The sequence below is a fragment of the Pseudomonas sp. CCNWLW23 genome, from assembly GCF_037095675.1.
Classification (GTDB): Bacteria; Pseudomonadota; Gammaproteobacteria; order Pseudomonadales; family Pseudomonadaceae; genus Aquipseudomonas; species Aquipseudomonas atacamensis.
Window position 1 is genome coordinate 1 of the sequence record NZ_JBAWKM010000018.1, and the last position, 24995, is coordinate 24995.

General features: G+C 60.0%; 22 protein-coding genes, 1 tRNA gene and 2 pseudogenes. 13 read left to right on the top strand and 12 right to left on the bottom strand.

What is annotated here, in order from left to right:
• The first annotated feature begins 163 nt into the window (after nt 1-163).
• Genes V8J63_RS20665 through V8J63_RS20675 form a run of 3 tightly spaced genes read left to right on the top strand, consistent with a single transcriptional unit; the run spans nt 164 to nt 3729 of the window.
• Nucleotides 164-823 carry a paraquat-inducible protein A gene (locus tag V8J63_RS20665; RefSeq protein WP_056790348.1) on the top strand — a complete coding sequence of 220 codons (660 nt, stop codon included), beginning with the start codon at nt 164-166 and terminating at the stop codon, nt 821-823.
• Nucleotides 810-1433 (top strand): paraquat-inducible protein A, encoded by a 624-nt coding sequence (locus V8J63_RS20670; RefSeq protein ID WP_071173597.1) that lies wholly within the window; start codon nt 810-812, stop codon nt 1431-1433. The genes V8J63_RS20665 and V8J63_RS20670 overlap by 14 nt, the downstream gene beginning before the upstream one ends.
• Complete coding sequence (locus tag V8J63_RS20675) at nt 1426-3729, top strand: PqiB family protein (protein ID WP_125927907.1); 2304 nt, start codon at nt 1426-1428, stop codon at nt 3727-3729. The genes V8J63_RS20670 and V8J63_RS20675 overlap by 8 nt, the downstream gene beginning before the upstream one ends.
• A gap of 175 nt (nt 3730-3904) precedes the next feature.
• On the opposite strand, the gene mksF is transcribed toward V8J63_RS20675, so the two are convergent.
• From mksF to mksB, 3 genes are read right to left on the bottom strand one after another with little or no spacing between them, the layout of a single operon-like run.
• A complete protein-coding gene (gene mksF, locus V8J63_RS20680) occupies nt 3905-6745 on the bottom strand; it encodes an Mks condensin complex protein MksF (RefSeq protein ID WP_041480021.1) in 2841 nt (946 codons plus the stop codon).
• Nucleotides 6742-7443: an Mks condensin complex protein MksE gene (gene mksE / locus V8J63_RS20685; RefSeq protein WP_016773189.1), complete on the bottom strand. Its 702-nt coding sequence runs from the start codon at nt 7441-7443 to the stop codon at nt 6742-6744. Before mksE ends, mksF begins: the two co-directional genes overlap by 4 nt.
• Nucleotides 7433-8713, bottom strand: a complete 1281-nt coding sequence (gene mksB / locus V8J63_RS20690; protein WP_160768349.1) for an Mks condensin complex protein MksB — start codon at nt 8711-8713, stop codon at nt 7433-7435. Before mksB ends, mksE begins: the two co-directional genes overlap by 11 nt.
• A gap of 242 nt (nt 8714-8955) precedes the next feature.
• Between mksB and V8J63_RS20695 the strand changes: the two genes are divergently transcribed.
• Both V8J63_RS20695 and rimI read left to right on the top strand, forming a co-directional pair.
• Nucleotides 8956-9702: an energy transducer TonB gene (locus V8J63_RS20695; RefSeq protein WP_110602976.1), complete on the top strand. Its 747-nt coding sequence runs from the start codon at nt 8956-8958 to the stop codon at nt 9700-9702.
• Nucleotides 9695-10147: a ribosomal protein S18-alanine N-acetyltransferase gene (gene rimI / locus V8J63_RS20700; RefSeq protein ID WP_016773192.1), complete on the top strand. Its 453-nt coding sequence runs from the start codon at nt 9695-9697 to the stop codon at nt 10145-10147. Before V8J63_RS20695 ends, rimI begins: the two co-directional genes overlap by 8 nt.
• A gap of 109 nt (nt 10148-10256) precedes the next feature.
• On the opposite strand, the gene V8J63_RS20705 is transcribed toward rimI, so the two are convergent.
• Nucleotides 10257-10664 (bottom strand): serine kinase/phosphatase, encoded by a 408-nt coding sequence (locus V8J63_RS20705; RefSeq protein WP_336464567.1) that lies wholly within the window; start codon nt 10662-10664, stop codon nt 10257-10259.
• A gap of 140 nt (nt 10665-10804) precedes the next feature.
• On the opposite strand from V8J63_RS20705, the gene can reads away from it, so the two are divergent.
• Nucleotides 10805-11449, top strand: a complete 645-nt coding sequence (gene can / locus V8J63_RS20710) for a carbonate dehydratase (RefSeq protein ID WP_039761245.1) — start codon at nt 10805-10807, stop codon at nt 11447-11449.
• A 9-nt stretch (nt 11450-11458) separates the two neighbouring features.
• Here can and V8J63_RS20715 read toward each other — a convergent pair whose 3' ends face one another.
• The 3 genes from V8J63_RS20715 to V8J63_RS20725 all read right to left on the bottom strand — a co-directional run bounded on the left by V8J63_RS20715 (nt 11459) and on the right by V8J63_RS20725 (nt 14905).
• The gene (locus V8J63_RS20715) at nt 11459-11983 is read right to left on the bottom strand and encodes a lysine methyltransferase (RefSeq protein WP_336464568.1); all 525 of its coding nucleotides are present in this window, start codon (nt 11981-11983) and stop codon (nt 11459-11461) included.
• A 173-nt stretch (nt 11984-12156) separates the two neighbouring features.
• The gene (locus V8J63_RS20720) at nt 12157-13329 is read right to left on the bottom strand and encodes a hypothetical protein (protein ID WP_130888164.1); all 1173 of its coding nucleotides are present in this window, start codon (nt 13327-13329) and stop codon (nt 12157-12159) included.
• 157 nt (nt 13330-13486) lie between these two features.
• The gene (locus tag V8J63_RS20725; RefSeq protein ID WP_016773194.1) at nt 13487-14905 is read right to left on the bottom strand and encodes a short-chain fatty acid transporter; all 1419 of its coding nucleotides are present in this window, start codon (nt 14903-14905) and stop codon (nt 13487-13489) included.
• A gap of 342 nt (nt 14906-15247) precedes the next feature.
• Here V8J63_RS20725 and V8J63_RS20730 point away from each other — a divergent pair, with 342 nt between their 5' ends.
• From V8J63_RS20730 to V8J63_RS20745, 5 genes and pseudogenes are all read left to right on the top strand, one after another.
• Complete coding sequence (locus V8J63_RS20730; RefSeq protein ID WP_336464569.1) at nt 15248-16561, top strand: MFS transporter; 1314 nt, start codon at nt 15248-15250, stop codon at nt 16559-16561.
• 204 nt (nt 16562-16765) lie between these two features.
• A pseudogene (locus V8J63_RS27865) lies at nt 16766-17452 on the top strand (PAS domain-containing protein); the annotation flags it as partial.
• Between the two features lie 102 nt (nt 17453-17554).
• Nucleotides 17555-17992, top strand: a pseudogene (locus V8J63_RS27870) (methyl-accepting chemotaxis protein); the annotation flags it as partial.
• Nucleotides 17993-18208: 216 nt separating this feature from the next.
• The gene (locus V8J63_RS20740) at nt 18209-18808 is read left to right on the top strand and encodes a flavin reductase family protein (protein WP_130888167.1); all 600 of its coding nucleotides are present in this window, start codon (nt 18209-18211) and stop codon (nt 18806-18808) included.
• A gap of 73 nt (nt 18809-18881) precedes the next feature.
• Nucleotides 18882-19514 (top strand): LysE family translocator, encoded by a 633-nt coding sequence (locus tag V8J63_RS20745; protein ID WP_130888168.1) that lies wholly within the window; start codon nt 18882-18884, stop codon nt 19512-19514.
• A 73-nt stretch (nt 19515-19587) separates the two neighbouring features.
• Here the strand turns inward: V8J63_RS20745 and ggt are convergent, their stop codons facing one another.
• The 4 genes from ggt to V8J63_RS20765 form a co-directional block, all read right to left on the bottom strand.
• Entirely contained in the window at nt 19588-21420 is a 1833-nt protein-coding gene (gene ggt, locus V8J63_RS20750; protein WP_130888169.1) for a gamma-glutamyltransferase, read from the bottom strand.
• 204 nt (nt 21421-21624) lie between these two features.
• On the bottom strand, nt 21625-21873 hold the full coding sequence (locus tag V8J63_RS20755) for a bacteriocin immunity protein (RefSeq protein ID WP_336464570.1): 249 nt from the start codon (nt 21871-21873) through the stop codon (nt 21625-21627).
• A gap of 50 nt (nt 21874-21923) precedes the next feature.
• Nucleotides 21924-22193, bottom strand: coding sequence for a bacteriocin immunity protein (locus tag V8J63_RS20760; protein WP_130888171.1), 270 nt, complete (start codon nt 22191-22193; stop codon nt 21924-21926).
• 9 nt (nt 22194-22202) lie between these two features.
• A complete protein-coding gene (locus V8J63_RS20765) occupies nt 22203-23453 on the bottom strand; it encodes an S-type pyocin domain-containing protein (RefSeq protein ID WP_130888172.1) in 1251 nt (416 codons plus the stop codon).
• A 364-nt stretch (nt 23454-23817) separates the two neighbouring features.
• On the opposite strand from V8J63_RS20765, the gene V8J63_RS20770 reads away from it, so the two are divergent.
• Nucleotides 23818-24210, top strand: coding sequence for a helix-turn-helix domain-containing protein (locus V8J63_RS20770; RefSeq protein ID WP_241664234.1), 393 nt, complete (start codon nt 23818-23820; stop codon nt 24208-24210).
• A gap of 81 nt (nt 24211-24291) precedes the next feature.
• Nucleotides 24292-24516 carry a SymE family type I addiction module toxin gene (locus tag V8J63_RS20775; protein ID WP_039761255.1) on the top strand — a complete coding sequence of 75 codons (225 nt, stop codon included), beginning with the start codon at nt 24292-24294 and terminating at the stop codon, nt 24514-24516.
• A 362-nt stretch (nt 24517-24878) separates the two neighbouring features.
• Here the strand turns inward: V8J63_RS20775 and V8J63_RS20780 are convergent.
• Nucleotides 24879-24955: transfer RNA gene (locus tag V8J63_RS20780), tRNA-Met, on the bottom strand.
• Nucleotides 24956-24995: the final 40 nt, after the last annotated feature.

Sequence of the window (24995 nt, forward strand, 5' to 3'; positions counted from 1 at the left end):
TAGGTCATCGTCAAGATTAAATTCCGAAACCCCAATTGCGAAAGCAGTTGGGGTTTTGTTTTGCCTGCGAGAAAGTTTTCAGCGCTACGGCGAACAAAATTGCACAGTTATTTTCGAAACAGAACACTAGAATAGCCCCATCTTTATCGGAGCCAGAGCCTGTATGTCAGAATCGGTTGACGCCCCCGGGCTGTCAGATTTACCGCTGGAAGACTTGATAGCCTGCCACGAGTGCGACCTGCTAATGCGCAAGCCGACACTTGCCCATGGTGAGAAAGCGCTCTGCCCGCGTTGTGGTTATGAGTTGTACGCCCATCGCCATAACGTGGTGCAGCGCAGCCTCGCCCTGGTGATTGCCGCGTTATTACTTTACGTACCGGCAAACTTTTTACCCATCATGCAACTCAATATCCTCGGGCAATCTTCGCAGGATACGGTCTGGAGCGGCGTGGTCGGTCTATTCAGCACCGACATGCAAGGTGTGTCGATCGTCGTCTTCCTTTGCAGCATGGCCATACCGTTACTCAAGTTGCTGTGCCAGCTGTTTGTGTTACTGACGATTCGTTTCGATGTCGGCCGAAGCTACGGTTTGCTGCTCTATCGTATTTACCACCACCTCCGAGACTGGGGCATGCTCGAGGTCTACCTCATGGGCGTCCTCGTCGCGATCGTGAAGCTGGCGGATATGGCAGCAATTACCGTCGGCCTCGGGCTGGCATGTTTCATTGGCTTGTTGTTGGTACAAGTCTGGCTGGAGGTGGTGATGTCACCGCATCAGATCTGGCAGGCATTATCAGGAGAGGATGCCCATGCGGGCGATTGATGCGGGCATTCTGGTGTGCACCGAATGCCACGAATTGAACAAGCAGGAAGCTGACGTCGATGAGCAAAGCTGTACCCGCTGCGGCGCGCAGGTTCACGCTCGCCGCCCCAACAGCCTGACCCGCACCTGGGCGCTGTTGATCACGGCAGCCATTATCTATATTCCGGCCAACGTCTTGCCGATCATGACGGTCAGCTCCCTGGGCCAGGGTGAACCGAGCACCATCATGTCCGGCGTGATTGAACTGGTGCAGCACGGCATGATTCCAATCGCGAGCGTGGTGTTCATCGCCAGTATTCTGGTGCCCACGTTCAAACTGGTCGGCATCGCGTTGTTGCTGTTTTCAGTGCAGCGTCGGCAGCCATTGTCGGCCCGTCAGCGTATCTGGATGTACCGTTTCATCGAGTTCATTGGCCGCTGGTCGATGCTCGATATTTTCGTGATCGCCATTCTCGTGGCGGTCGTCAACTTCGGCCGGATAGCCAGTGTCGAAGCCAATCTGGGCGCCGTCGCCTTCGCCTCTGTGGTGATTCTGACGATGCTCGCAGCAGTAACTTTCGATCCCCGACTGATTTGGGATAACACGGAGTCGGACGACGACCATGACTGATTTGCCTGTAGCGAAAACCCGACCGGCTTCGAACTGGTCGGCCATTTGGGTGCTGCCTCTGATCGCTTTGATCATCGGCGGCTGGCTCGGCTGGCGTGCTTATTCCGAGACCGGTATCGAAATTCAGGTGCGCTTCGAAAGCGGCGAAGGCATCCAGGCCAACAAGACTGAAGTGGTCTACAAAGGCATGCCGGTCGGCAAGGTCAAGGCGCTCAAGCTCGACGATGAGGGCAACTCCAAAGGGGTGATCGCCACCATCGAAATGAATAAGGACGTGGAACAGTACCTGAAGACCAGCACGCGGTTCTGGCTGGTCAAACCGAGCGTGACCCTGGCCGGTATCACTGGTCTGGAAACGCTGGTCTCGGGTAACTACGTCGCCATCAGTCCCGGTGAAGGCGAGCCGGTGCGCAAGTTCAAGGCACTCGCCGAAGAACCGCCCCTGTCCGACGCCAAGCCCGGTCTGCACCTGACCATCAAGGCTGATCGCCTCGGTTCGTTGAATCGCGGCAGCCCGGTGTTCTACAAGCAAATCAAGGTCGGTCAGGTCAAAAGCTATGTGCTTTCCGAGGATCAAAGCACCGTTGAACTGAAGGTGTTCATTGAGCCGACCTACGCCAAACTGGTGCGCAAACATACTCGTTTCTGGAACGCCAGCGGCATCAGCATCGACGCTAACCTGTCCGGCGTGAAAGTGCGCAGCGAATCCCTGGCCAGCATCGTCGCCGGTGGTATCGCGTTCGCCACGCCGGAGAATCGCAAGGACAGCCCAGCGACCGATCCGAGCCTGCCATTCCGGCTATATGAAGACTTCGACGCCGCCGCTGCCGGAATTCGCGTGAAGGTCAAACTTAGTGATTTCGAGGGCCTGCAGGCGGGTCGCACACCGGTGATGTACAAAGGCATTCAGGTCGGCAACCTGAAAGCGCTAAAAGTCGATCCGGACCTGAACAGTGCAACCGCCGAGCTGACCCTTGATCCGTTGGCCGAAGACTATCTGGTTGAGGGCACGCAGTTTTGGGTGGTCAAGCCGTCGATTTCTCTGGCGGGTATTACCGGCCTGGAAGCGCTGGTGAAAGGTAACTACATCGCCGTGCGTCCGGGCGACAAAGGCGCTGCGCCGAAACGCGAGTTCGAAGCGCGACCGAAAGCTCCGCCGCTGGATCTGCGTTCGCCGGGCCTGCATCTGGTGTTGTTTACCGATTCGCTGGGTTCGATCGATGTCGGCAGTCCGATTCTGTACAAGCAGGTCAAGGTCGGTTCGGTGCAGAGCTACCAGTTCTCCCGAACCAAGAAGCAGCTGGTTATCGGCGTGCACATCGAGAAGGAATACGAAAACCTGGTCAACGCCTCGACGCGCTTCTGGAACGTCAGCGGCATCACCCTCACCGGTGGCTTGACCGGCGGCATTCAGGTCAAGAGTGAATCTTTGCAAACCCTGATGGCCGGCGGTATCGCCTTTGAAACGCCGCAAGCCAATGCGCCATTGAAGAAACGCATCCCGCGCTTCCGTCTGTTTGCCGACCACGATGAGGCAAACAAGAAAGGCGCGGTAGTGACGATCAAGGTTGATCGCGCTGACGGCTTGAGCAGCGGTACGCCGGTGCGTTTCAAGGGGCTGGATGTCGGCAAGATTGAAAGCGTCGATCTGACCGATGACATGCAGTCGGTAATCCTCACCGCACGCATCACCGAAGTACCGGAAAAGATCGCCCGGGTCGGCAGTCAGTTCTGGGTGGTCAAGCCGGAACTGGGCCTGATCAAGACGCAGAATCTGGAAACGCTGGTCACCGGTAAATACATCGAAGTCCAGCCGGCGGCAAAGAATCTCGGCCCGCAGAAGAACTTCGTTGCCTTGGCCGAGGCGCCGGAAGTCACCAAGCAAGAAGCGGGTCTGAGTCTGGTGTTGAGCGCCGCACGTCGTGGTTCGCTTAAGCCTGGCGTACCAGTGACCTACCGTGAAATCACCGTCGGAAAGGTGACCGGTTATGAATTGGGCCAGACCGCTGACCGTGTGTTGGTGCACATCCTGATCGAGCCGAAGTATGCGCCGCTGGTGCGCAGCGGCAGCCGCTTCTGGAACACCAGCGGCGTGGGCTTCGATTATGGGTTGTTCAAGGGCGTGACGGTGCGCACCGAGTCGCTGGAGACACTGATTCAGGGCGGGATTGCCTTCGCCACCCCGGATGGCGAGCGCATGGGCAATCCGGCGCGGGCCGAGCAGACGTTCCCGTTGTTCGACAAGTTCGAGGATGAATGGCTGACCTGGGCGCCGAAGATTCAGCTTGGTAAATAGTGGCGTCTGTTGAGACGTCTTCGCGAGCAGGCTCGCTCCCACAGGGGAACGCATTCCACTTGTGGGAGCGAGCCTGCTCGCGAAGGGGCCAGCCAAATCAACACAAAATCCAGACCATAAAAAAGGGCCGCGATCCCATCAGATCGCGGCCCTTTTTGCCTTCAGCTAAAGCCGATCAAACCGCATCCAGCTCCGGCTCATCCGCCTGCACATTCAGCGTGGCCTTGACCACATCATGGCGGCGAATGTACTTCCAGTCCGCTTCATCGATGTAGATGCCTGCCGGGCCGCTGCCGCCTTCCAGGTCGATTGCGACACTGGCGCAGACTTGCGGCTTCACACTCGCCAGAATCGGCACGAAGCCCAGTTGCAGACTGGTTTCCAGCAGCGCCGCCTGGTTCTTCTCGTCGATGTCCGCCGCCTCGTCGAGGTAGTACGGCAGACGCACGCGGCCGGCCAGGTCGCGATCCATCAAGTGCAGCAACAAGTACATGTTGGTCAGCGCCTTGATGGTCATGGTCGTGCCGTTGGACGCCGCGCCGTCGATGTCGGTGTGGATCACCGGTTGGCCGTTGACCTTGGTGATCTCGAAAGCCAGTTCGAACAAGTCCTTGAGGCCGAGCTGGTTGTGGTTCGCCGCCACCAGCCGCGCCAGATATTCCTTGGCCTCTTCGTTCTTGTTGTCCTGCTCGGCGCTCTGGCTGAGGTCGAACACCGACAGGGTTTCGCCTTCTTCGTACTGCCCGGCGCTGTGGATGATCTGGTCGATGTGCTTGAGGGCTTCCTTGTTCGGCGCGAGGACGATGCGGAAGCTCTGCAGGTTGGAGACCTGACGCTTGTTGATCTCGCGGTTGAACAACGCCAGTTGATGCTCGAGGCTGTCGTAGTCGCTGCGGATGTTGCGCAGGGTGCGGGCGATGTCGGTGACCGCCGCGCGCCGCGCCTTGCCCAAGGTCAGCGCTTCATCGGTGCGGTGTGCGTAAGCGTTGATCAGCAGCGACAGACGCCGCTCCATGTCGTCTTCGCTGTCGAACTTGGCCACGCCTTTCAGACGCACCTGCGCATACAGCGCCTCGATCTGCCCATCGGCACGCAGCAGACCCTGCCAGCTGTCCTGATAGTCGTTGAGCAGCGGCAGCAGGTTGTCCATCGAATCATCGACCGGATCCATGAACGGCGTTCCGAACGGCAGGTCCGCTGGCAGCAACTGACGACGGCGCAGCGCGTCGTCGAGGGTGCGCTGCTTGGCTTCCATGTCGGCGATCTGCCGGCCGACCAGTTGCAGCTTGGCCGACAGTTGCTGGACGCGCTCGGTGAAGGCATCGCTGGAGCGCTTGAGTTCGTCCTGCGCAGCTTCCATCTGCGCCAGTTGTTCGAGTTTGTCGCTTTCCTCGGCGCTCAGTGTCTGGGTGCGACGGAAATCTTCCAGCGCCTTCTGCGCGTCCAGCACCTGCTGATACAGCGCCTCGGTCTGGGTCTTGCTTGCGGCGCGGTCGGCGGCCACGGCTTGCTGGGTTTTCAGTTGCTTGAGCTCTTTTTCCAGACGCTCCTTCTGATCGCGCAACGCGGCGCGGTCGGCCAGCGCTTGCAGGGCCGGCGGCTCAATGTGCGAGATGTCGATGGACAGGCCCGGCACTTCGAAGCGCTCGCCTTTGAAGCCGTCAAGAATCAGCTCGACCGATTTGACCCACTCACCGTTCTCGTCGAGGGTGATGCCGTGCTCGCCCAGCGGCAGGCTGAACAGCGCGCTATTGAACAGACGCATCAGGCGTTCGACGTCCTGTTGCGAGAACTCTTCGCGCAGACGGGCGTAGCTGTTGTTATCAGCGTGATCGAGTTGTTGCTTCACCGACTTCAGGCGTTTTTCCAGATCGCGCAGACGCTCTTCGAGATCTTCGGCGCTGAACTGACGCGACTGCGCCAAGGCACCGGCCAGTTCGTCGTGTGCATCCTTGGCCGCGAGCAATTGTTGCTCGAGCACTTTGACGTCATCGACCAGGGCGAAGCGGTTCTTCAGCACCGACAGCTCACCGAGCCAGCGCTGAATGCCGGAAATTTCCCGCTCCAGACGCATCAGTTCCTGAGTACCACCGCGTTGATCGTTTTGCAGATCGTCCTGCTCGCGACGGTAGTGCTCAGCCTGGATGGTCAGCTCTTCCTTGCGCGCCGTGGCGTAATCCGACCAGGTGCCGAGCAAGGAATCGAGCAGCGGCGACAGGCGATGCAATTTGCCGCGCAGCACGTCGCGCTGTTTCACGCCGTTGGCCAGCGCTTCAACCAATGGACCGGCGGCGACCAGCGAGTTGTAGTCCTGCTCCATGCGCCGCACATCGCGGAAAGCTTCTTCGCACGCGGCGATGTAATCGACGCTGCCCGAACGCAAGCTGTGTTCGAAGGCATCGAGGAACAGTTGCTTGAGCTTGGCCGCGGTGATTTCGCGCATGTGCAGCAGGTTGATGAACAGCGCGCGGAAGGTCTTCAGGCTCTGCTCGCTGGTGGAGCGCAGCGGGATCAGGGTCAGGTCGAGCGGGATTGACGTATGGCCACCAACCAGCAAGCGGCGCAGTTCATCCGGCTTGAGTTCGTAGGCTTTCAGGCCTTCTTTTTCGAGATTGCTGAACAGTTCTTTCTGGCGCAGGCAAGTGTCGTTTTTCTGGTAATGGGCCAGATCGAGCTTGCCGGCGTAGGCGAAGAACTGGTGCCCGAAACCGCCGCCCGGGCCGCGACCGACCACGCCGATTACGTGGGGGCCATGGGGCAGGTTGACTTCGACGAGGATGTAACTGGTGTCGGAGGCGAAGTAGAAGCGCCGCGATTGCTCGAGGCTGTACTTGCCGAAACTCATGTCCGACATGCGCGCCAGAATCGGGAACTGCAAGGCGTTGATCGACGCCGATTTACCGAGGTTGTTCGCGCCGTAAACCGACAACGGTTCTTCCAGCGGGAACAGACCGAGGCTGTAACCGGCGGTGTTCAAAAGGGCAAAGCGGCGGATGCCGTAGCGTTCCTGGCTCATGCATCGGACTCCTGTTCTTCGGCAATGGCGCGGGCCAGTGCGTCTTCTTCGCTTTCTTCTTCAAATTCGGAAAGATCGAGCGGATCGTCGGTTTCGAGGAATTTCGCTTCGGCTTCTTCGTCGATCAACACCGGAGCGGGCAGCGGCAGAACGCTGTGTACGCTGGCTGCGAGGTCGCGGTCCTGTTGTACCGACAGGCACACGTCGAGGAAGCGATGCATCGGCGGCAGGAAGCGGTAGACACCGTTTTCTTCGCCGGCAAAACCAAGCTGGGTCATGCGGCGCATGATTTTTTCTTCGAGTTCTTCGACGGTCTGCACTTCGGCCTGGATGAACAGGTCGCGGTACTTGTCCAGCAGCGACGGCAATTCTTCGCGGCCGAGGCTGCCGCCGTCGAGCACGGCGATCGGGTCGCGGCCCTGATCGGCCAGGTGCTCGACGAGGATGAAGGTGAACAGCGCCAGACGCTGGGCGGTTTTGTTCACCGCTGCGGCGGCCATGTCTGGCACGAAATAGTAGAAACCACGGGTGTCGCAGACCAGTTCAAAGCCCAGCGCCTTGAACAGCGTGCGGTACTGGTCCTGGAAATTCGACAGTTGTGCGTACAGCTCGGGATCACGACGGCTGACGTGGTAACCCTTGAACAACTCGCGGAAGATCGGCGCCAGTTGCGACAGTTCGGAAAGATCAAGATGCATTTGGGATGCTCGCAGAATCCTCGGCGGCGGTGTCGCTGGCCGAGAGCAGGGCGAAGGAGCGCAGGCTGACCTGATGCTCGTGAGTGTGGTATTCGCGGCGTTCCAGACGCTCGCGCTTGAAGCGTTTTTCCCGCGACAGGCGCGAGAACCAGTAAAGCAATTCGTCGGTGGCGCCATCCGGTTCCTGCTCCAGCAGCCAGGTCATCAGGTCCGGCATCGGCAGGGACTCTTCGCACCGATCGACCATCTCGCGCACGGTGCGCGGTGCACGTGGCGCGTCGCCAGCCTTTTGTGTTTTGTGCGCCTTGGGGAAGCGCGCCGGTTTCGGCTCGAAACGAGCCAGCGCATAAACGTAGGCTTCGACCTGACTGGCGCTGCCCAGGAAAGTGCTCTGTGGGCGGGTGAACAGCGGCATCGCCGCTTGCGGCACGGCGTCGATGCCTTTACGCCGGATCGCCGCCAGCGCCAGTGCGGCGCCACGGGTCACGGCGTTATGCCGACGCGCTTCTTCACGCAATGGCAGCAGCAGTTCGCGGGCATGGCGCAGGGTCAGTTGCGCACTGGTCTGCATTTCGAGGATGCGCGCGTGGGTGCGCAGGAGCATGTCGTCATCGACCAGATGGCCGAGGCGCTGCTGTTCGCTGAGCATCTTCAGCAGCACGGTTTCGACCTTGCGCACGCCTTGCTCGAAGGCACCGTCGGCGTTGACCAGATCGATCATCGGCTCGACGTATTCGTCCCACGTCGCCAGGACTTCGGCGTACCGCTGACGCAGCGGAATCTGCCGGTCGCTGGTCTTCGCCCGTTCGGCGACTGCCACCAGGGCCTGTTCATCGTTGTCGAGTTTCTTCAGTACGTCGCGCACGCGCATGTCGAGCAAGCGCAGCTGGCGCGCCAGATCGTTGCCATCACGAACGTCGAAAGCGTCCTGGATATAACCGGCCAGACGCTCCAGGTGACGCAAATAGGCTTCGATTTCCAGGCACAGACCGAGGCGGTGTTCGCGGCGCAGGTAGGCGAGGAAGTCGTGGATCTGCGCGTTGAGCTCGAAACGGTTCGGGCTTTTCGCCACCGGAACCAGAATATCGAGGCGAATCCACACGTCGAGCAGGCTGGTGATGTCCTGCGGCGTGCTGTCGAGTTGTTGGGCGGCCAGTTGCGTGCGCAGTTCGTTGAGGCTCAGGGTGCCTTGGTCGAAGTGCTCGCACAGTGGCTCCAGAAGTGCCCAGTGTTCAGCGAGGGCGCGCAAGACGCGCTTGGGTTCGATCATCGGAATGGCCGGCTGGTTGGCGATTAAAAGCGGCGATTGTACTGCATCACAGGCGCGGCGATTCACTCTCGGGACGGGCTGTCGCATTCTTTGCCCAAAGGGCAGCGGCGCAGCGCAGCGCGGGGTATCGATCAACAGCGAGCGATCTTGTGCGAAGGGCGGTAGAATCAGCGCACTTTCCGTTATCCACAAGTGGCCGACCTTTGCTTATCGAGTCCCGCCGCCGCGCCTATTTGAACGCCATGCAGGTGGTCAACTGGCTGCCGCGCACCGAACTGCCTTTCGCCGCACCGTCGCGGCCCGAGCTGCTGGAGATGCCCGAGCCTGAGCTTGAGGTACCGGTTGTTCCGGCGCCTCTGGCCGAAGCACCGGCGCAGCCTGCCGCGCGTCAGGCCGAGCGACCGAAAATCGAGGTGCCGCGTCCGTCGCTGGCCAGCACTCGCAACGGCGCCAAACCGGTGGAGGAAGTCGACGACACGCCGGTGGTGGTCAAGCCTGCGCCAGTGCCGCCGCCGCGGTTCGCCCTGCAACTGCTGCGCGCCGGGCGCTGCCTGCTGCTGGTCGAGTTACCCACAGGCGAAGCGTTTCAAAGTCGCGATCCGGCCTACCTGCTGCTCAAGGACATGCTGCGCGCCGCCGGTCTGCCGGATGCGCCGCAAATCGTCGGCGAACCTGTGCGCTGGCCGTGGCTCAATCGCGGCACGCTGGATCAAGGCCCGGAAGCGGCGCGCGACTTCGTGCAGGGTTTCCTCTCGGTGCAGATGGAAGCGGCGCCCTGCGCCTGTCTGTGGCTGATCGGCCTGCCGGCGGTGAAATTTGCCGGGGAAGCGGACGCCGAAGCGTTCAATAGTGAATTGCAGATCGAAGGTCTGGGCCTGGCCTGGGCGATTCCCGGTCTGGAACTGTTAATGGAAGAGCCACAGCGCAAGGCCGCTGTGTGGCAAGCCATGCGTCGGCTGATGGCGCGCTGGAAACAATCCGATGAGTGAGGCTGTAACCTTTCGCCCGATGACCGAGGCGGACCTGGACGCTGTGTTGAAGATCGAATACGCCGCGTACAGCCATCCGTGGACCCGGGGGATTTTTCTCGATGGCCTGGGCAAATACCAGATCTGGCTGATGTTCGAAGGGCAGCAGCAGGTGGGCCACGGTGTGGTGCAGATCATTCTTGATGAGGCGCACCTGCTCAATATCACCGTCAAGCCGGAAAATCAGGGGCGCGGGTTGGGGCTGACATTGCTTGAGCATCTGATGTCGCGAGCGTATGCGGCCGAGGCTCGGGAGTGTTTTCTTGAAGTGCGCGACAGCAACACGGCTGCGTTCAAGTTGTATGAGCGGTATGGCTTCAACGAGATCGGCCGGCGTCGCGATTATTATCCGGCGGTGGGTGGGCGTGAAGATGCGGTGGTGATGGTCTGTACCCTGGTTGACTGATCGACCTTGAAAGCTTCGCGAGCAGGCTCGCTCCCACATTGGATTTTGTAACCATCCCTGAACCCTGTGGGAGCGAGCCTGCTCGCGAACGCGTCAGATCAGGCGCCTCTTATCTCCGCTTGCCATCCAGCGGATCCAGATCCGCCAGTTCCGCCTCATCCAGCCCGTCGCCGCCGCCGATGTCATTTTTATCGACCACGCTCAAATCCCAATCCGTCTGATCGCCGTCGCCGATTTCCTCGGCATCTCTCGCACCATCCTCGCGAATCAACGTCTCAGGGCTCAGGTCATCGTCAGTCGGCTGATGATCGTCCACCGAGGCCCCGGTCATGCCCGCCTCACGCACTCGCTCAGCCGGCATCAATTGTTCACGTTCACGCTCGGGCAGCTCATCGCCGATCTTCGCGCTGGGCTCTTCATCGTCGAAATCCAGCTCGTGCACCGAGCCCATGCGGTCTTCGTTATCATCGATGGGTTCCGGTTGCACCGCATCATAAGGGCGTCGTGAATCAGTCATGGCAATTCCTCATAGTGTGGGCCTTACTGAGTGGACTCACCGGGCGCGCGAGAATTCCAACGAAAACACTTTGCGCTGGCGGCGTGACTTCGACGGGTGGTCGTCTATCAAACCTGCGCATCTTTCTTGAGGCCTTATCCATGCACGATCTACAAGACCTGATTGATAACAACGAGCGTTGGGCTGACGCGATCACCAAGGAAGACCCGGATTTCTTCGCCAAACTGGCGCGCCAACAAACTCCGGAATATCTATGGATCGGCTGCTCCGACGCACGCGTACCGGCCAATGAAATCGTCGGCATGCTGCCGGGCGATCTGTTCGTGCACCGCAACGTCGCCAACGTCGTGCTGCACACCGACCTCAACTGCCTGTCCGTGATCCAGTACGCGGTGGATGTGCTCAAGGTCAAACACATCCTCGTCACCGGCCACTACGGCTGCGGCGGTGTGCGTGCGTCGATGCAGGATCGCCAGTTCGGCCTGATCGACGGCTGGCTCCGCTCGATCCGCGATCTGTACTACGAAAAGCGCGAAGAACTGGCCAAGCTGGCGACCGAAGAAGAGCAGGTCGATCGCATGTGCGAACTCAACGTGATCCAGCAAGTGGCCAACGTCGCGCACACCAGCATCATCCAGAACGCATGGCATCGCGGGCAGCCGCTGTCGATCCACGGCTGCATCTACGGGATCAAGGATGGCCGCTGGAAAAGTCTCAATACCACCATCAGTGGTTTCGAACAGTTGCCGCCGCAATATCGCTTGCGTCCGGTCGGCGCGCCGTAACCGAGGCGTTCAGTTACGGCCTGGATGCCGCCAGCGCTGTAAAAAGCGCTGGCCTTCAGGCGTAGGTGGTTCGTCGTAACCGGTGATCCACCCACGGCAGCGCGACGAGCCGCAATCGCAGGCGAACTGGCGTAGCAGTTTGTCTTCGGTCGATGCGTAATCGATGCTCAGATGTTCGCCGCTGTGGATATCTTTCAACGCCCACAGCCACAATTCGCTCATGTCGAGAAATACATTCGGGTCGCAGGCGTGTTCCAACACCCCGCAAAAGCGCGGATCGTAAACGTGGATGCCGGTTTGCAGCTGACGGGTCTGTCGACAGCGATAGGGCAGCAATTGCCCGGAAACCCGGCACATTCGGCTGATGCGCAGAAACTCACGGCGCGCGACCACTGCCGTGGCGACGCCTCGTTCGTTGTGGATGATCTGGAAGTCGTCGCAGGATGGAAAACCCAGCCGCACCGGAAGTCCGGCGAACGGATAGATGCCTCCTGTGTCGCGCGGCAGGTGCCGGCCCACGGCTTGATTGTTCATAACGATCCTTGTTGTTGAGTGTTGCCTCCGGGTTGTGCCCATGCCTCGCCAGGCGAAGCATGATTGGATCCAAGCGTCGCGCAATTGAAGGTACCGGTCTACTGTCAAACCTGACAGGCGCGATCACCGTTGGCCCGCGTCAGCATTGGCTGACACGGGGGCTCCGGCAGCGACTACAGAGCGGGTGCGGGCACGGCGGCCGCAGGCAGTGGCGCTTTCAGCTGCTGCAGTTGTGTCTTGACCGGTCGCGTGGCGCACTTGGCAGCCGCTTGTTCAGCGCTGAGGTTGCGGATCGAGGTGTAGAACAACTCGCAGGTTTTGACCTTTTGCGTCACTTGCCATGTTTGCGTGCAACTGTTCAGCGTGGCCTGCGCATCGCTGCCCGGTTTGCTGCCCATCCCGGCCTGCCAGCAAGCCGCGCTCAAATCCTGGCCCATGACTTTCAGGCCCGCCGCGTCAGCCTTGGCCTGGGCATCGTCGCCGGTATAGCTCTTCGGATCGGCGGCGTACCAGATATAGCTCGGATGGTTGGAACCGAGCACTGGCACATTCACCCCTTCGGCCGGACTGATGCTTGCCAGCCCCAATACGCCCACCGTCGGCCCATATTGTTCCTTGATCCAGTTGCGCACCGGCGCCCCGAACGCAACCATCGGCAACGTCGTGCCGCTGGCGGTCTTACTGAACTGCTTGACCAGCGTGGTCTGGTAATCCTTGAAGTAGTCGTAGACGTCCTCCAGATCCCCGCCGGCATTGGACGGCGCGGCAATCGGCGCGATGTCGATGATGGTCTGATAGGCCGGCGTCTGCCCGGCAGGGATGCCGTTATCGGTCAGCAACGTCGCCCAGCGATCGGTGGTGTTCGAGCGCAGGTAGTCCTGCGCCTGGGTCAGCGAGTAGTCAGGCGGGAAGTGCAGCAACTCGACGCTCTTGCGATTCTCCAGGGCCATGCCCAACGGCAGGAACAGATACCAGCTATAGGCCCATTTGCCATCGGCATTGAGCTTGCTGGCGCCGGCATAAGCCAGATCGCCGGCGTCGAGCAACGCTGACAGCGGCTTGTCATAGCCGTCCGGCACACCGGTGATCTCGGCGTAGAGCTGATCGTTGTCGGTCTTCACCAGCACCTTGGCATCGGCGTAACCGTCGCGCTGGACGCTCTGACTCAGATAGTGAGCAACGGTCTGCTCCAGCGTCCAGTTGCGAAAGCAGATCACGCTGCAATTGTTGGGGTAGGCGAAGAGCCGGGTGACGCGCTCGGTGCTGCCCAGTTTCACGTCGACATCGGCGTGAGCGGCGGCGCTTAGCGTCAGTGCAACGAGGGTAAGTCCTGCGAGTTTGAACATGCTCAGATCCTTTTCAGCGTGGGTTCCCCTCGATTTGGGGGCGCTTCATAGTGGATCAGCGGTGTTTGACAGAAAAGCGGTTGAGTGTGGATTTCATGATTTCCACGCCAGACCTGTGCAAGCGAGCGCTCGCTCCCACAGGCCTGGCTCGTTTTTGCTACGGCATCACCGGCGGCGTATACGCCAATGTCGTCCCCAGCGCCCACAACAACAGCAGCACCAGTGGCGTGTGCACCAGCAGTTGCACGAACGAGAAGCCGATCAGATCCCGCGCCTTCAACCCGAGCACGCCCAGCAGCGGCAGCATATAGAACGGGTTGATCAGGTTCGGCAAGGCTTCGGCGGCGTTGTAGATCTGCACTGCCCAGCCGAGGTGGTATTGCAGGTCATTGGCGACTTGCATCACGTAGGGCGCTTCGATGATCCATTTGCCGCCGCCGGACGGGATGAAGAAACCGAGAATCGCCGAATAGACGCCCATCAGCAGCGCATAGGTGTCGTGGGAGGCGATGCTGACGAAGAAGGTCGAGATGTGATGCGCGAGGGTTTGCGCGTCGGCGCCTTTGACGGTGGTCATCAGCGCGGCGATCGAGCCGTACAACGGAAACTGGATCAACACGCCAGTGGTGGTCGGCACCGCACGGGCCACCGCATCGAGGAAGCTGCGCGGGCGCCAGTGCAACAGCGCGCCGAGCATGATGAACAGGAAGTTGTAGGTGTTCAGGCCGGAAATCGCAGTGATCGCCGGTTTGGTCGAGAACTCGTGGAACAGCCAGCCCGCCGCCAGCAGCACCAGCACAATGATCAGCAACGGGCTGTGTTCCAGCCATTCACCGGGGCGAGTGCGCGGTTGCAGCGGCGGCAGGTTGAACGCCGGGTCGATGCCGCAGGCCTTGGCGTCGCGTGCCGAATTCGGCCCGGGCGCGGTGGCGTAGGCGATGATGATCGAGATCACGATCAGCGCAAGCAGCATGACCCCGGACTGCCAGAGGAAAATGGTTTCGGTGAACGGGATCACGCCAGTGATCGACAGGATCGACGGCGGCAGGCTGCCCGGGTTGGCCTGCAACTGTGCGGCCGACGATGACAAGCCCAGCGCCCACACCGCGCCAAGTCCCAGGTATGCCGCAGCACCGGCGGCGCGGTAATCCATTTTCAGATCGGTGCGGCGGGCGAGGGCGCGTACCAGCAGCCCGCCAAATACCAGCGACAGACCCCAATTGAGCAGCGATGCGACCATCGAAATCAACGCTACCCAGGCCACGGCGGAGCGGCCGTTTTTCGGGATGCGTGCCAGTTTGTCGATCAGCTTGACTGCGGGCGGAGAGCTAGCGACGACGTAGCCGCCGATCACCACGAAGGCCATCTGCATGGTGAACGGGATCAGGCTCCAGAAACCGTCGCCGAAGGCCATCGCTGCAGCGGTGGGTTTGGCGCCCATGGCCAGAGTGGCCAGCGCAACGATGATCACGGCCAACGCGGCGAACACCCAGGAGTCGGGAAACCAGCGTTCGGCAAAACTGGAACAGCGCAGAGCAAAGCGCGCGGAGCGGCTATCTTCGATATCAACGGCCACGGGAAGTACCTCGGATTTTTTATGGTTATTTTGATCCGCGGGAGCAGTCGCCCGGCTCGACAGCCACAGAGATCCCCTGTGGGAGCGAGCCTGCTCGCGAAGACGTCGGCACATTCAGCATCAGATTGTCTGAACTGACGTTTCGCGAGCAGGCTCGCTCCCAAATGGGCGGCTGGTCGGTGTTGGCGTGGTCCCTTGGACAGGCGCTAACAGTAAATCAAGCGCCGCCCTTTTGTTGAGCAGGTTTTCGCAAACCGAGACTATGGTCTGACGGGTTGTCGATCCGCGCTTTTGCGTAGACCATGAGCGCCTTGGTTTTTGCCGATGCCTGAGTTCTTTGTCATGACTGCCAATTCTCCAGCCCGACCGGCGCCGTTCAGCCGCTCCGACTACAAGACCCTCGGCCTTGCCGCGCTCGGCGGGGCGCTGGAAATCTACGATTTCATCATCTTCGTATTCTTCGCACTGACCCTGAGTCAGCTGTTCTTCCCCCCGGAAATGCCCGAGTGGCTGCGTTTGCTGCAAAGCTTCGGCATCTTCGTCACCGGTTATCTTGCGCGGCCGCTGGGCGGGATTCTGATGGCGCATTTCGCCGATCGTCTGGGCCGCAAAAAGGTGTTCAGCCTGAGCATCCTGATGATGGCGCTGCCGTGCCTGCTGATCGGGATCATGCCGACCTACGCGCAGATCGGCTATTTCGCGCCCTTGCTGTTGCTGGCGCTGCGCATCCTGCAAGGCGCTGCGGTGGGCGGCGAAGTGCCAAGTGCCTGGGTGTTCGTCGCCGAGCATGCCCCGACCGGCCATCGCGGTTACGCCCTCGGTTTCCTGCAAGCCGGCCTGACCTTCGGTTACTTGATCGGCGCACTCACCGCGACCTTCCTGGCGCAGGTTTTCACGCCTGCCGAAATTCTCGATTACGCCTGGCGCTATCCATTTCTGCTCGGCGGCGTGTTCGGCGTGGTGGGCGTTTACCTGCGCCGCTGGCTCAGCGAAACCCCGGTGTTCATGGCCATGGAAGCGCAGCGCGAGGCGCGGGTCGAGCTGCCGCTGCGCACGGTGCTGCGTGAGCATCGTCTGGCCATGCTGCCGGCCATGTTGCTCACCTGTGTGCTGACCTCGGCGGTGGTGGTGTTCGTGGTCATCACCCCGACCATGATGCAGAAAACCTTCGGCATGACCGCCAGCCACACCTTCGGCCTCAGTGCCTTGGGCATCGTCTTTCTCAACATTGGCTGCGTGATCGCGGGGCTGCTGGTCGATCGCATCGGTGCCTGGCGCACGGTCATGCTCTACAGCCTGTCGCTGCCATTGGGCATTGGCGTGCTGTATGGCTGTCTGATCATGGGCGGGCATTGGATCGGCATGGCCTATGCGGTCGCCGGCCTCGCTTGTGGGGTAGTGGGTGCGGTGCCTTCGGTGATGGTCGGGTTGTTCCCGGCGCGAATTCGCGTGTCGGGCATTTCCTTCACCTACAACATTGCGTACGCGGCGTGGGCAAGTATCACGCCGCTGTTGCTGATTGGTCTGATGCCGTGGAGCCCATGGATCTGCGTGTTCTTCTGTGCAGTGATGGGCGCGGTGGGGATTGTGACGGCGGCGTATTTCGGTGCGCGCATGCCACGTACCGGACCGTGTCAGGCTGCCGGCGCTGCCTGAACCGCAAGCGCCGGATTATTTTCGACTGACGGGTCTGGCGCTGGCTTCAGAAAAGCTGCGCAAGGCCGATGGCTAGGTTGTATCCGCTAACTACCCTGCCATCGGTGCTTTCCCATGTTCAATAAACGCTTGAAGCAAGAGCTGGCCGCTCTGCGCGAAGAACTCTCCAGCCTTGTACAAGTGAAGGAAAGCCTGGAAAGCGAAATGCTCGCGCTGACCCTTGAGCCCGACGGGCGGATTCGTTCGGTCAACCAGAATTTTCTCGATGAAATGTTCTACAAGAGCCAGGACTTGGTCGGCCGGGCAATCGAAGACATCGTCCCGGCCCACGTCAAATCCGACGAATTCCATCAGCGCTTCAAGAACTCGATGAGCCGTGGCGAGCATTTTGCCGGCGCCGTGCGCCTGTTGCGCGGCAATGGCGACGAGGCGTGGCTGCGTTCCATCGTGCAACCGGTGCGCTCGTCCGATGGCCGGATCAGACACATTTCCTTCTACGCCAGCGACCTGACCCGCACCATCGAAGCCTCCCGCGAGCATGAGAACCTGATCGGCGCGCTGGTGCGCTCCACCGCCGTGATCGAGTTCGACCTCAACGGCAATGTGCTCAGCGCCAATGATCGCTTCCTCAACGGCATGGGTTACAGCCTGGCGCAGATCAAAGGCAAACATCACCGCACGTTCTGCGCCCCGGATGAGTACAACAGCGCCGAGTACCAGAACTTCTGGCGGCGCTTGAACAGCGGTGAGTTTGTCGCTGGCCGCTTCAAGCGTATCGACAGCCATGGTCGTACGGTGTGGCTGGAAGCGTCCTACAACCCGGTGGTTGATGCCAACGACAAACTGTACAAAGTGGTGAAATTCGCCACGGTGATCACCGATCAGGTCAACCGCGAGCAGGCGGTTGCCGACGCGGCCAGCATCGCTTACAGCACCTCGCAACAAACCGACAGCACCGCACAACGGGGCACCACGGTCGTCACCGAAGCGGTGAACGTGATGCGTGATTTGTCGCGGCACATGCAAGCCGCCGGCGAAGGTATCGAGGCGCTGAACGAGCAGTCGCTGGTGATCGGCACGATCGTCAAAACCATCAGCGGCATTGCCGAACAGACTAACCTGCTGGCGCTCAACGCTGCCATCGAAGCCGCCCGGGCCGGCGAGCAGGGCCGTGGTTTCGCCGTGGTCGCGGACGAGGTTCGGCAACTGGCCTCGCGCACCAGCCAAGCGACGGACGAAATCGTCGGCGTGGTACGGCAGAACCAGGAAATGGCGCGCAATGCCGTGGCACTGATGACCGACGGCAAGCTTCAGGCTGAACAGGGCCTGGCGCTGGCGGCGGAGGCGGGCACGGTGATTGTCGAGATTCAGGACGGTGCGCAGAAAGTGGTGGATGCGGTCGGCCAGTTTGCCAATCAGCTCTCTCACTGACACCGCACTGATCGTTCCCACGCTCTGCGTGGGAATGCCGCCCGGGACGCTCCGCGTTCCTTCGCTGGCGTGACGCAGAGCGTCACAGGATGCATTCCCGCGCAGAGCGTGGGAACGATCACCGAGGGGCAGCGCCGCATCTGCTCACTCCCACAGGTTCTGCGATTCTCCAGTGACAGCGCTACAATCGGCTCCTTTTCCTCCGGAGCAAATCCCATGAGCGTCTCCCACCGCCGTCCGGTGCCCCTGAACAAAGCCTACCGCCTGCTCAACCACGGGCCGACCGTGCTGGTCAGCGCCGCTCACGACGGCCAGCGCAACATCATGGCCGCCGCCTGGGCCATGCCACTGGATTTCGAACCACCGAAAGTCGCCGTCGTCCTCGACAAATCCACCTGGACTCGCCAGTTGCTCGAAGCCTCCGGCACTTTTGTGCTGAATGTGCCTTGCGTCAATCAGGCCGATATCGTGCAAACCGTCGGCAACACCTCCGGCCTGGAAATCACCCGCAACCAAGGTCAGGACAAGTTTCAGGCGTACGGCCTACACACCTTCGCTGGCGAACAGATTGAAGCGCCGCTGCTTGAGGGCTGTGTCGCCTGGCTCGAATGCCGCCTGCTGCCGGAGCCGCGCAATCACGAGCAATACGACCTGTTCCTTGCCGAAGTCATTGCTGCCCAGGCCGATGAGCGTGTGTTCAGCGACGGGCGCTGGCATTTCGAGGGGCAGGATAGATTGCGTACCTTGCACCACGTGGCGGGCGGGCATTTCCTGAAGATTGGGGATGGGGTGGATGGCAAGACGTTGGCGGTTTAAATGACGTTGATGGAAAACCGTCAGCGGATGTAGCAAGGTAGAGGCTTGATTCCACTGCTCAGGCGCAACGCTCATGGACGTTTCTGTTGCCGGTTATCTTGCCCCGTTGCTGTCGCTGGCGCTGTTGTGGACAGTGGCGGTGGTCACGCCCGGGCCAAATTTCTTCAACATCGCGCAACTCGCGGCCAGTCACTCGCGCCGACATGGCGTGGTGGCTGCGCTGGGCGTGGCCACCGGCACGGTGCTGTGGGGCCTTGCTGGCGGCTTGGGAATCAAGACGCTGTTCAACGCCGCGCCGACCCTCTATCTGGGCTTCAAGATTGCCGGCGGTTGCTATCTGATTTATCTGGGGCTGAAGCAATTCAAGCGCAAGGCTGCGATTGCCCCCGGTGCATCGGCTGCGCCCCGGCAGACTTATTTCGGCGTCTACGCTCGCGGTTTCCTGGGCAACATGACTAATCCGAAATCGGCACTCTTTGTCGCCACCATCTTCGCCACCGCCATGCCGCCCCACGTGCCGCCGCTACTGCTGGCGCTGGCCGTGCTGACCATGGCCACGCTGTCGTTCAGCTGGTATTGCAGCGTCGCTCTGTTCTTCGCCAGCCGCCGGGTTGCCGGTGTCTACGAGCGGTCACGCCAGTGGCTGGATCGGTTGGCAGGTGGGTGCTATTTGTTGTTTGGGGTGCATTTGGTGGCGAATCGCTGATCAATGAGAGCAATCGCTGTGCGCAAAAAAAGGCCTACCTCCCGGTAAGCCTTTTCTGCCCACTTCGTAATACTCAATCCCCCAACGCCTCTCCCTCACGCCGAGGATCGGCACCCCCCGTCAATGTCGCTTTGCCCTGCGCATCCTTCACCCGCACGATCGCTTGGGTGCCGCTGGTCATGTCGATTTCGCTGAGCGTGTGGCCCTTGTCCTTGAGTGCCTGAATCAGCGCTGGGCTGAACTGTCCCTGTTCCAGTTCGGTGGGGCCATTGCGGCTGCCGAAGTTGGGCAGGTTGATCGCACTTTGTGCATCGAGGTTCCAGTCGAGCAGGCCTATGGTGGTTTTCGCCACGTATTCGATGATCTGCGAGCCGCCGGGTGAGCCGACCGTGGCGACAAATTCACCAGTGTTGCGATCAAAGATCAGCGTCGGCGCCATCGACGAGCGTGGGCGTTTGCCCGGTTCGACGCGGTTCGCGACTTTCTGCCCGTTCTCTTCGGGGATGAAAGAGAAGTCGGTCATCTGGTTGTTCAGCAGAAAACCCTGAACCATCAGGTGCGAGCCGAACGCGGCTTCGATGGTGGTGGTCATCGACACGGCGCCGCCGAGATCATCAACCGCGACCACTTGCGAAGTCGAGATGCGCAACGGCGAGCGGTCCGGTGCGTAGGCCACCTGTACGCCCGGCGGTGTGCCCGGTTTGGCGCTGCCCATGCTGCGCTCGCCGATCAGGCTGGCGCGGCTGGCCAGGTAGGCAGGATCGAGCAGACCTTTGACCGGCACCGGGACGAAGTCGGTGTCGGCCACGTATTGCGCACGGTCGGCATAGGCCAGACGTTCAGCCTCGGCGATCAGATGCACCGCTTGCGGCGCCGGTTCGATGCCGGCCGGCCTATTGCTGTTCACTGGTTTAAGCGGGGTCAGCGACAGGCGTGGATCGCGAGTCTCCAGCGCCTGCAACGTGCCGAGAATCTGCGCCACGGCGATCCCGCCCGACGACGGTGGCGGCATGCCGCAGACCTGCCAACGCTTGTAGTCGGTACACAGCGGCGCGCGTTCCTTGGCCTGATAGCGCTGCAAATCGTTCAGCGACAGGCTGCCGGGGTTGGCGTGCTGTTGAACCTTGGCGACGATCTCTTCGGCGATCGGACCTTTGTACAGCGCATCGGCACCTTTGCTGGCGATACGTTTGAACACGGCCGCCAACTTCGGGTTCTGCAGGCGCGTGCCGACAGCTTTGACGCTGCCATCCTCATTCAGGAAGTACGCAGCCATGTCTGGCGACTGGCGTATCAGTGGATCGGCAGTCAGCAGCGAATGTAGACGCGGGGGAATCGCAAAGCCTTGCTCGGCCAGTTTGATCGCTGGCTCAAACAGCTTCGCCCATGGCAAGCGACCGTGCTGCCGATGCGCCAGCTCCAGCGCGCGCAATACCCCGGGCGTACCGACCGAGCGCCCGCCGATCTGCGCTTGCGTAAAGGCCATCGGTTTACCGTCAGCCTTCAGGAACAGCTTCTCGGTGGCCCCGGCCGGCGCCGTTTCGCGGCCGTCATAGGTGCGCACCTGCTTGCCATCCCACAACACAATCATCGCCCCGCCACCGATCCCGGAAGACTGCGGCTCAACCAGCGTCAACACCGCCTGCATCGCAATCGCCGCATCAATCGCCGAACCACCCTGACGCAACATCTCCCGCCCGGCTTCGGCCGCGAGCGGATTGGCAGCGGCAGCCATGTGTTTATTGGCGTGCCGGGTTTGCAGATCAGTGCGGTAACCGGATGCAGCTTCCGGTGCCAGCGGCAATGAAGAAGAGGGCGGGGCGTTGCATGCGGTGAGGGTCAGAGCGCTGACAAGCAGTGTCAGGGCTGGCAGGCGAAAGCGCTTCAAAGGCTGGGCTGGAAACACGCGGGATCTCCGTCCGTGGGGTAGAAGTCTTGGGGGACTTTATCGAGCGGGCCGGCGGGGTGCAAACTGCGTGAGGATTACAGCACTCCCGCTCAGCGGCCGCGCCAATCGATTGGCCGAAAACGATGCCCTTGTGGGAGCGAGCCTGCTCGCGAAAGCGGTAGCTAGGGTGGTGCGATCTTCTTGAGAGTATTGCAGGGTAATTTATTGCTTGAAGCCGGACAGACCACGGGTAGAACGCCAGTCTTTCACAATTTTGGTAATGCCCTCGGCTGTTTGTTGTTTCATATCCTCGGACCAATAGATGAGGTCAGTGCCCGCTGGGTGCTCACACAGACGTACAAATTCAAATAACAGCGGATCGAGAATCTCGTCTGGGCTTGTGTTGGCTGCAAGAACAGATTGCACAAATTTCAAGAATTCTGCTTCGGTGTAGTCGGATATGTTAGTCATAACGTTCTCAAGTTGAAGTTCCACAGCTCAAATGAAACGGGCGGCAGGATTCATGTCTTGAACCCGGGTAGTCGATTCGCTTCGCGCCATGCCATGACTGTACGAGCTATTCCGGCAGATGTTGTATCTGCTCCGGGCTCGGGGTAGTAGATCAGATCCATCCCGCTCGGATGTCCTACTATCTTGTTGAAGTGCAGAATCAATGCATCTGCACGGAGATCTGTCGGCGCTATATCTTCCTTTCTTATTTCATCTATGAGATCAATGAAATCCTGCTCGGTATAGTCGGAAAAGCTGCTTTTGATGAATGGGTCGCTCATGCTATGCCCTTATTTACGGTGTACGTCGACATGGTTTTTGGGTGTGTAGACCCTTAGGTTATCTACGTTGTAGATATCACCACCTTCGGATATCGGTTCCACATGATGAATCTCATGAGAGATCCTTTTCCCTGCTGCATCACCTAAGCGGGCGCGGGGCGCATTTCCGTTGCGCATACGTCGTAGATTATCTTCGCTGACCTGTTGTGCCACTGCGCTGTCTATTGAGGCAACGGCCCAAAAAGCCCGCCTAAACGAATCAAAACTAGAATATTCGCTCCCTCTGAGTTTATCCGCGATGCTGGTCGGAATAGGGGCGCCACCCTGAGCTTGAGCATGGTCAAGCCAAATACCGCCCACATCCTCCCCCACCCCCGTAACGATCCCCGGCGTCTGCCTCGCCGGCCTCGAATAAACCACATATAACGACTTCAGCCCGGTGTCCGCCGGGAACACCAGAATACAATCCTCGGCCGTTACATCCTCGCCCGGCAGACCCTCAATCTGGCTATCGGTGTTGTCCGGGATCGGGTGGACGAGGATCGGGTCGAGTGCCTCACCGTGGTCGGGATAAACCAGCGGAGGCATCGACCCCAGCGGCCCGCGTTGCGGCGTCCAGAGAATGGTGATGCCGTTGAGCTTGGCCTCCATGGCTGTCTTGTCGGCGTTCCACTTGACGTTCACCGTGCGTACGGCGTCGTCGCCAGAGGCGCCGGAATGGATGCCGTAAACCCGCAGAACACCTTCGGCATCACGACGAAACTGGAAGCGCACGCGCGTGGTGGCGCGGCTCATGCGGCGTAGTTCTTCGTCGGTGTGAAGCGTGCCGTCGGCCATTTTGCTCGGCAGCATTCCCAGCACAAACACGCTGGCCGGCCCGCCGGCGCCACGGATGGCCCAGTTCAGGCGCTGTTGCAAAATCCCGCCGCCGGCCAGACGCCCCAAAGCCAGGTCAGCACCTATCGCCGTCGCGACCGCGGTACTGGCGGAGGGCATGAGCATGGCGCCGGCGACCATGATCTTGCCGAAGTTGCTGGCTGGCTCCTTGGCAGTGCCAGCGTCCGTGCGACACCAGTTGTCCGGCGTGCAGGACTTGGCAAAGACCCTGTCTTCGCGTGGCCTGGGCGCAGGCCACTCGTCCTTCTCGATGTACACCGACTCCTCCGGCGCTCGAGGTGGCAACCACCCGCCCCATGACGCACCGCCGTAATCGCGTGCCCAAGCCCAGTCTTCGTCGAAAAGAGATTTGAATCGAGCCATGACAACTCCCTGTATGGCTTTGAATCGAGCCGGGGAAGCTTGTCGGTCCAGGGGGAGTTCGGGGAGAGAGGGGCGGGTACTTGAAATGACGAAAAATCTAGTTCTTACGTGAGCAGAGCCTGCTTCCTACAGGGCTATCTCAGTGCGTCGGTTTTGCGCCTGATTCAGGCGAAATTATCGTCGGTCGCGCCTGTAGTCTTTTCGTATGAATGGCGGATTACGCCGGATTTCTCTTACAGATTATTCAGGTCGACAACCTACGCGCCGCTGCCTGAGGATGGTTTCTGTAGTTTTTCCAGGATGGATATCAGATGAAGAGGATGAGTCCGTTGCCTTTCGATTTTATTTTCAGTCGGCCGCTGTCATGAGCATTTCCAATGAGGATCGTGATTTTCTGGTGGCGTTGGGCAGTCGCATTGCACATTTACGCACGGTGCACGAGATAACACAGACGCGGTTTGCAAGGGCTTTAGGTCTTTCCCGGCAGACCTTTCAGGGTTACGAGGAGGGCACGCGCAGCATGCCGGTCACGACACTGGTGAAGATGGCATTTGCGCTTCGCGTTCCCGTTGAAGACCTGCTCGGGGTTCCCTCGTACACGGAGACGCCCAGACGCAGCTTGACCTCGACGTGGTATCGACGGCTGCAGTCCATCAATGAGCTTTCGAAGGTCCAACAAAAGGTAATTGCGCAGATGCTCGACGCCCTGATCGCACAGGCAGGGACCAAAACGAGCAACGAAGAAACAGAAGTTTGAAGTAACCCAAAGAACGCGGAACCAAGGTGCGCGAACACCCTGGCCCCGCTAACCACAAAGCAGCTTAGAAGGAGCTGAACCATGGCTAAAACCAATCATACGACATCAACCCCCATCACTGAACGCCGGTTGAAAATCGCCGCAGATTTTTACCCGGTCCACACCAAGGAAAAAACCTACAGCCCCGCCAAACCCGTACCCTGGATCAGACTGCGCGGCCTGTGGTTACGGCAGGCAGGATTCGAGGTGAACGAGAACGTCAAAGTGCGTGTGATGAAAGGGTGTCTGGTGATTACAGCGGAATAAATGAATCGTCCAAGTACAGCCGCAACGCCAGTTGCGTAGGAAAAACGCCGCTAACCCTCAAGGGATAGCGGCGTTTTTTCTGAAATAGCGCTTTTGATTATTTAGAATTTTATGGCGGGTGGGGCCTGTAATACCTGGCTAAGAGCCTGGTTGTGAGGAAGGCATTATTTTGAATTTGATATTTGGCTTATGTGAAAAAAGGCGAATTGCAAACTGTAAGAAAGTCTGACGGATGAGCGGCTGCGAGCCCACTGATCAATCGAAAGGGCTGAAGATAGACCTTCTGTTGGTGGGGAACCGGAGGGGAGATTATTGCAGGCATAAAAAAACGGCCTACCTTTCGGTAAGCCGTTTTTAGTACTTGGTGGCTACACAGGGACTTGAACCCCGGACCCCAGCATTATGAATGCTATGCTCTAACCAACTGAGCTATGTAGCCAAGTGGCGCGCATTATTCCCCTGAAATGGCAAAGCGTCAA

Bases quoted from the DNA above. Each gene is read 5' to 3' on its own strand.
- rimI (WP_016773192.1), top strand. From the start codon at position 9,695: ATGAGTGAGGCTGTAACCTTTCGCCCGATGACCGAGGCGGACCTGGAC.
- V8J63_RS20720 (WP_130888164.1), bottom strand. From the start codon at position 13,329: ATGTTCAAACTCGCAGGACTTACCCTCGTTGCACTGACGCTAAGCGCC.
- V8J63_RS20775 (WP_039761255.1), top strand. From the start codon at position 24,292: ATGGCTAAAACCAATCATACGACATCAACCCCCATCACTGAACGCCGG.
- V8J63_RS20670 (WP_071173597.1), top strand. From the start codon at position 810: ATGCGGGCGATTGATGCGGGCATTCTGGTGTGCACCGAATGCCACGAA.
- V8J63_RS20730 (WP_336464569.1), top strand. From the start codon at position 15,248: ATGACTGCCAATTCTCCAGCCCGACCGGCGCCGTTCAGCCGCTCCGAC.
- V8J63_RS20675 (WP_125927907.1), top strand. From the start codon at position 1,426: ATGACTGATTTGCCTGTAGCGAAAACCCGACCGGCTTCGAACTGGTCG.
- V8J63_RS20745 (WP_130888168.1), top strand. From the start codon at position 18,882: ATGGACGTTTCTGTTGCCGGTTATCTTGCCCCGTTGCTGTCGCTGGCG.
- V8J63_RS20755 (WP_336464570.1), bottom strand. From the start codon at position 21,873: ATGACTAACATATCCGACTACACCGAAGCAGAATTCTTGAAATTTGTG.
- V8J63_RS20760 (WP_130888171.1), bottom strand. From the start codon at position 22,193: ATGAGCGACCCATTCATCAAAAGCAGCTTTTCCGACTATACCGAGCAG.
- mksF (WP_041480021.1), bottom strand. From the start codon at position 6,745: ATGAGCCAGGAACGCTACGGCATCCGCCGCTTTGCCCTTTTGAACACC.
- V8J63_RS20740 (WP_130888167.1), top strand. From the start codon at position 18,209: ATGAGCGTCTCCCACCGCCGTCCGGTGCCCCTGAACAAAGCCTACCGC.
- V8J63_RS20705 (WP_336464567.1), bottom strand. From the start codon at position 10,664: ATGACTGATTCACGACGCCCTTATGATGCGGTGCAACCGGAACCCATC.
- V8J63_RS20770 (WP_241664234.1), top strand. From the start codon at position 23,818: ATGAGCATTTCCAATGAGGATCGTGATTTTCTGGTGGCGTTGGGCAGT.
- V8J63_RS20695 (WP_110602976.1), top strand. From the start codon at position 8,956: ATGCAGGTGGTCAACTGGCTGCCGCGCACCGAACTGCCTTTCGCCGCA.
- V8J63_RS20715 (WP_336464568.1), bottom strand. From the start codon at position 11,983: ATGAACAATCAAGCCGTGGGCCGGCACCTGCCGCGCGACACAGGAGGC.
- can (WP_039761245.1), top strand. From the start codon at position 10,805: ATGCACGATCTACAAGACCTGATTGATAACAACGAGCGTTGGGCTGAC.
- mksE (WP_016773189.1), bottom strand. From the start codon at position 7,443: ATGCATCTTGATCTTTCCGAACTGTCGCAACTGGCGCCGATCTTCCGC.
- V8J63_RS20665 (WP_056790348.1), top strand. From the start codon at position 164: ATGTCAGAATCGGTTGACGCCCCCGGGCTGTCAGATTTACCGCTGGAA.
- mksB (WP_160768349.1), bottom strand. From the start codon at position 8,713: ATGATCGAACCCAAGCGCGTCTTGCGCGCCCTCGCTGAACACTGGGCA.
- V8J63_RS20765 (WP_130888172.1), bottom strand. From the start codon at position 23,453: ATGGCTCGATTCAAATCTCTTTTCGACGAAGACTGGGCTTGGGCACGC.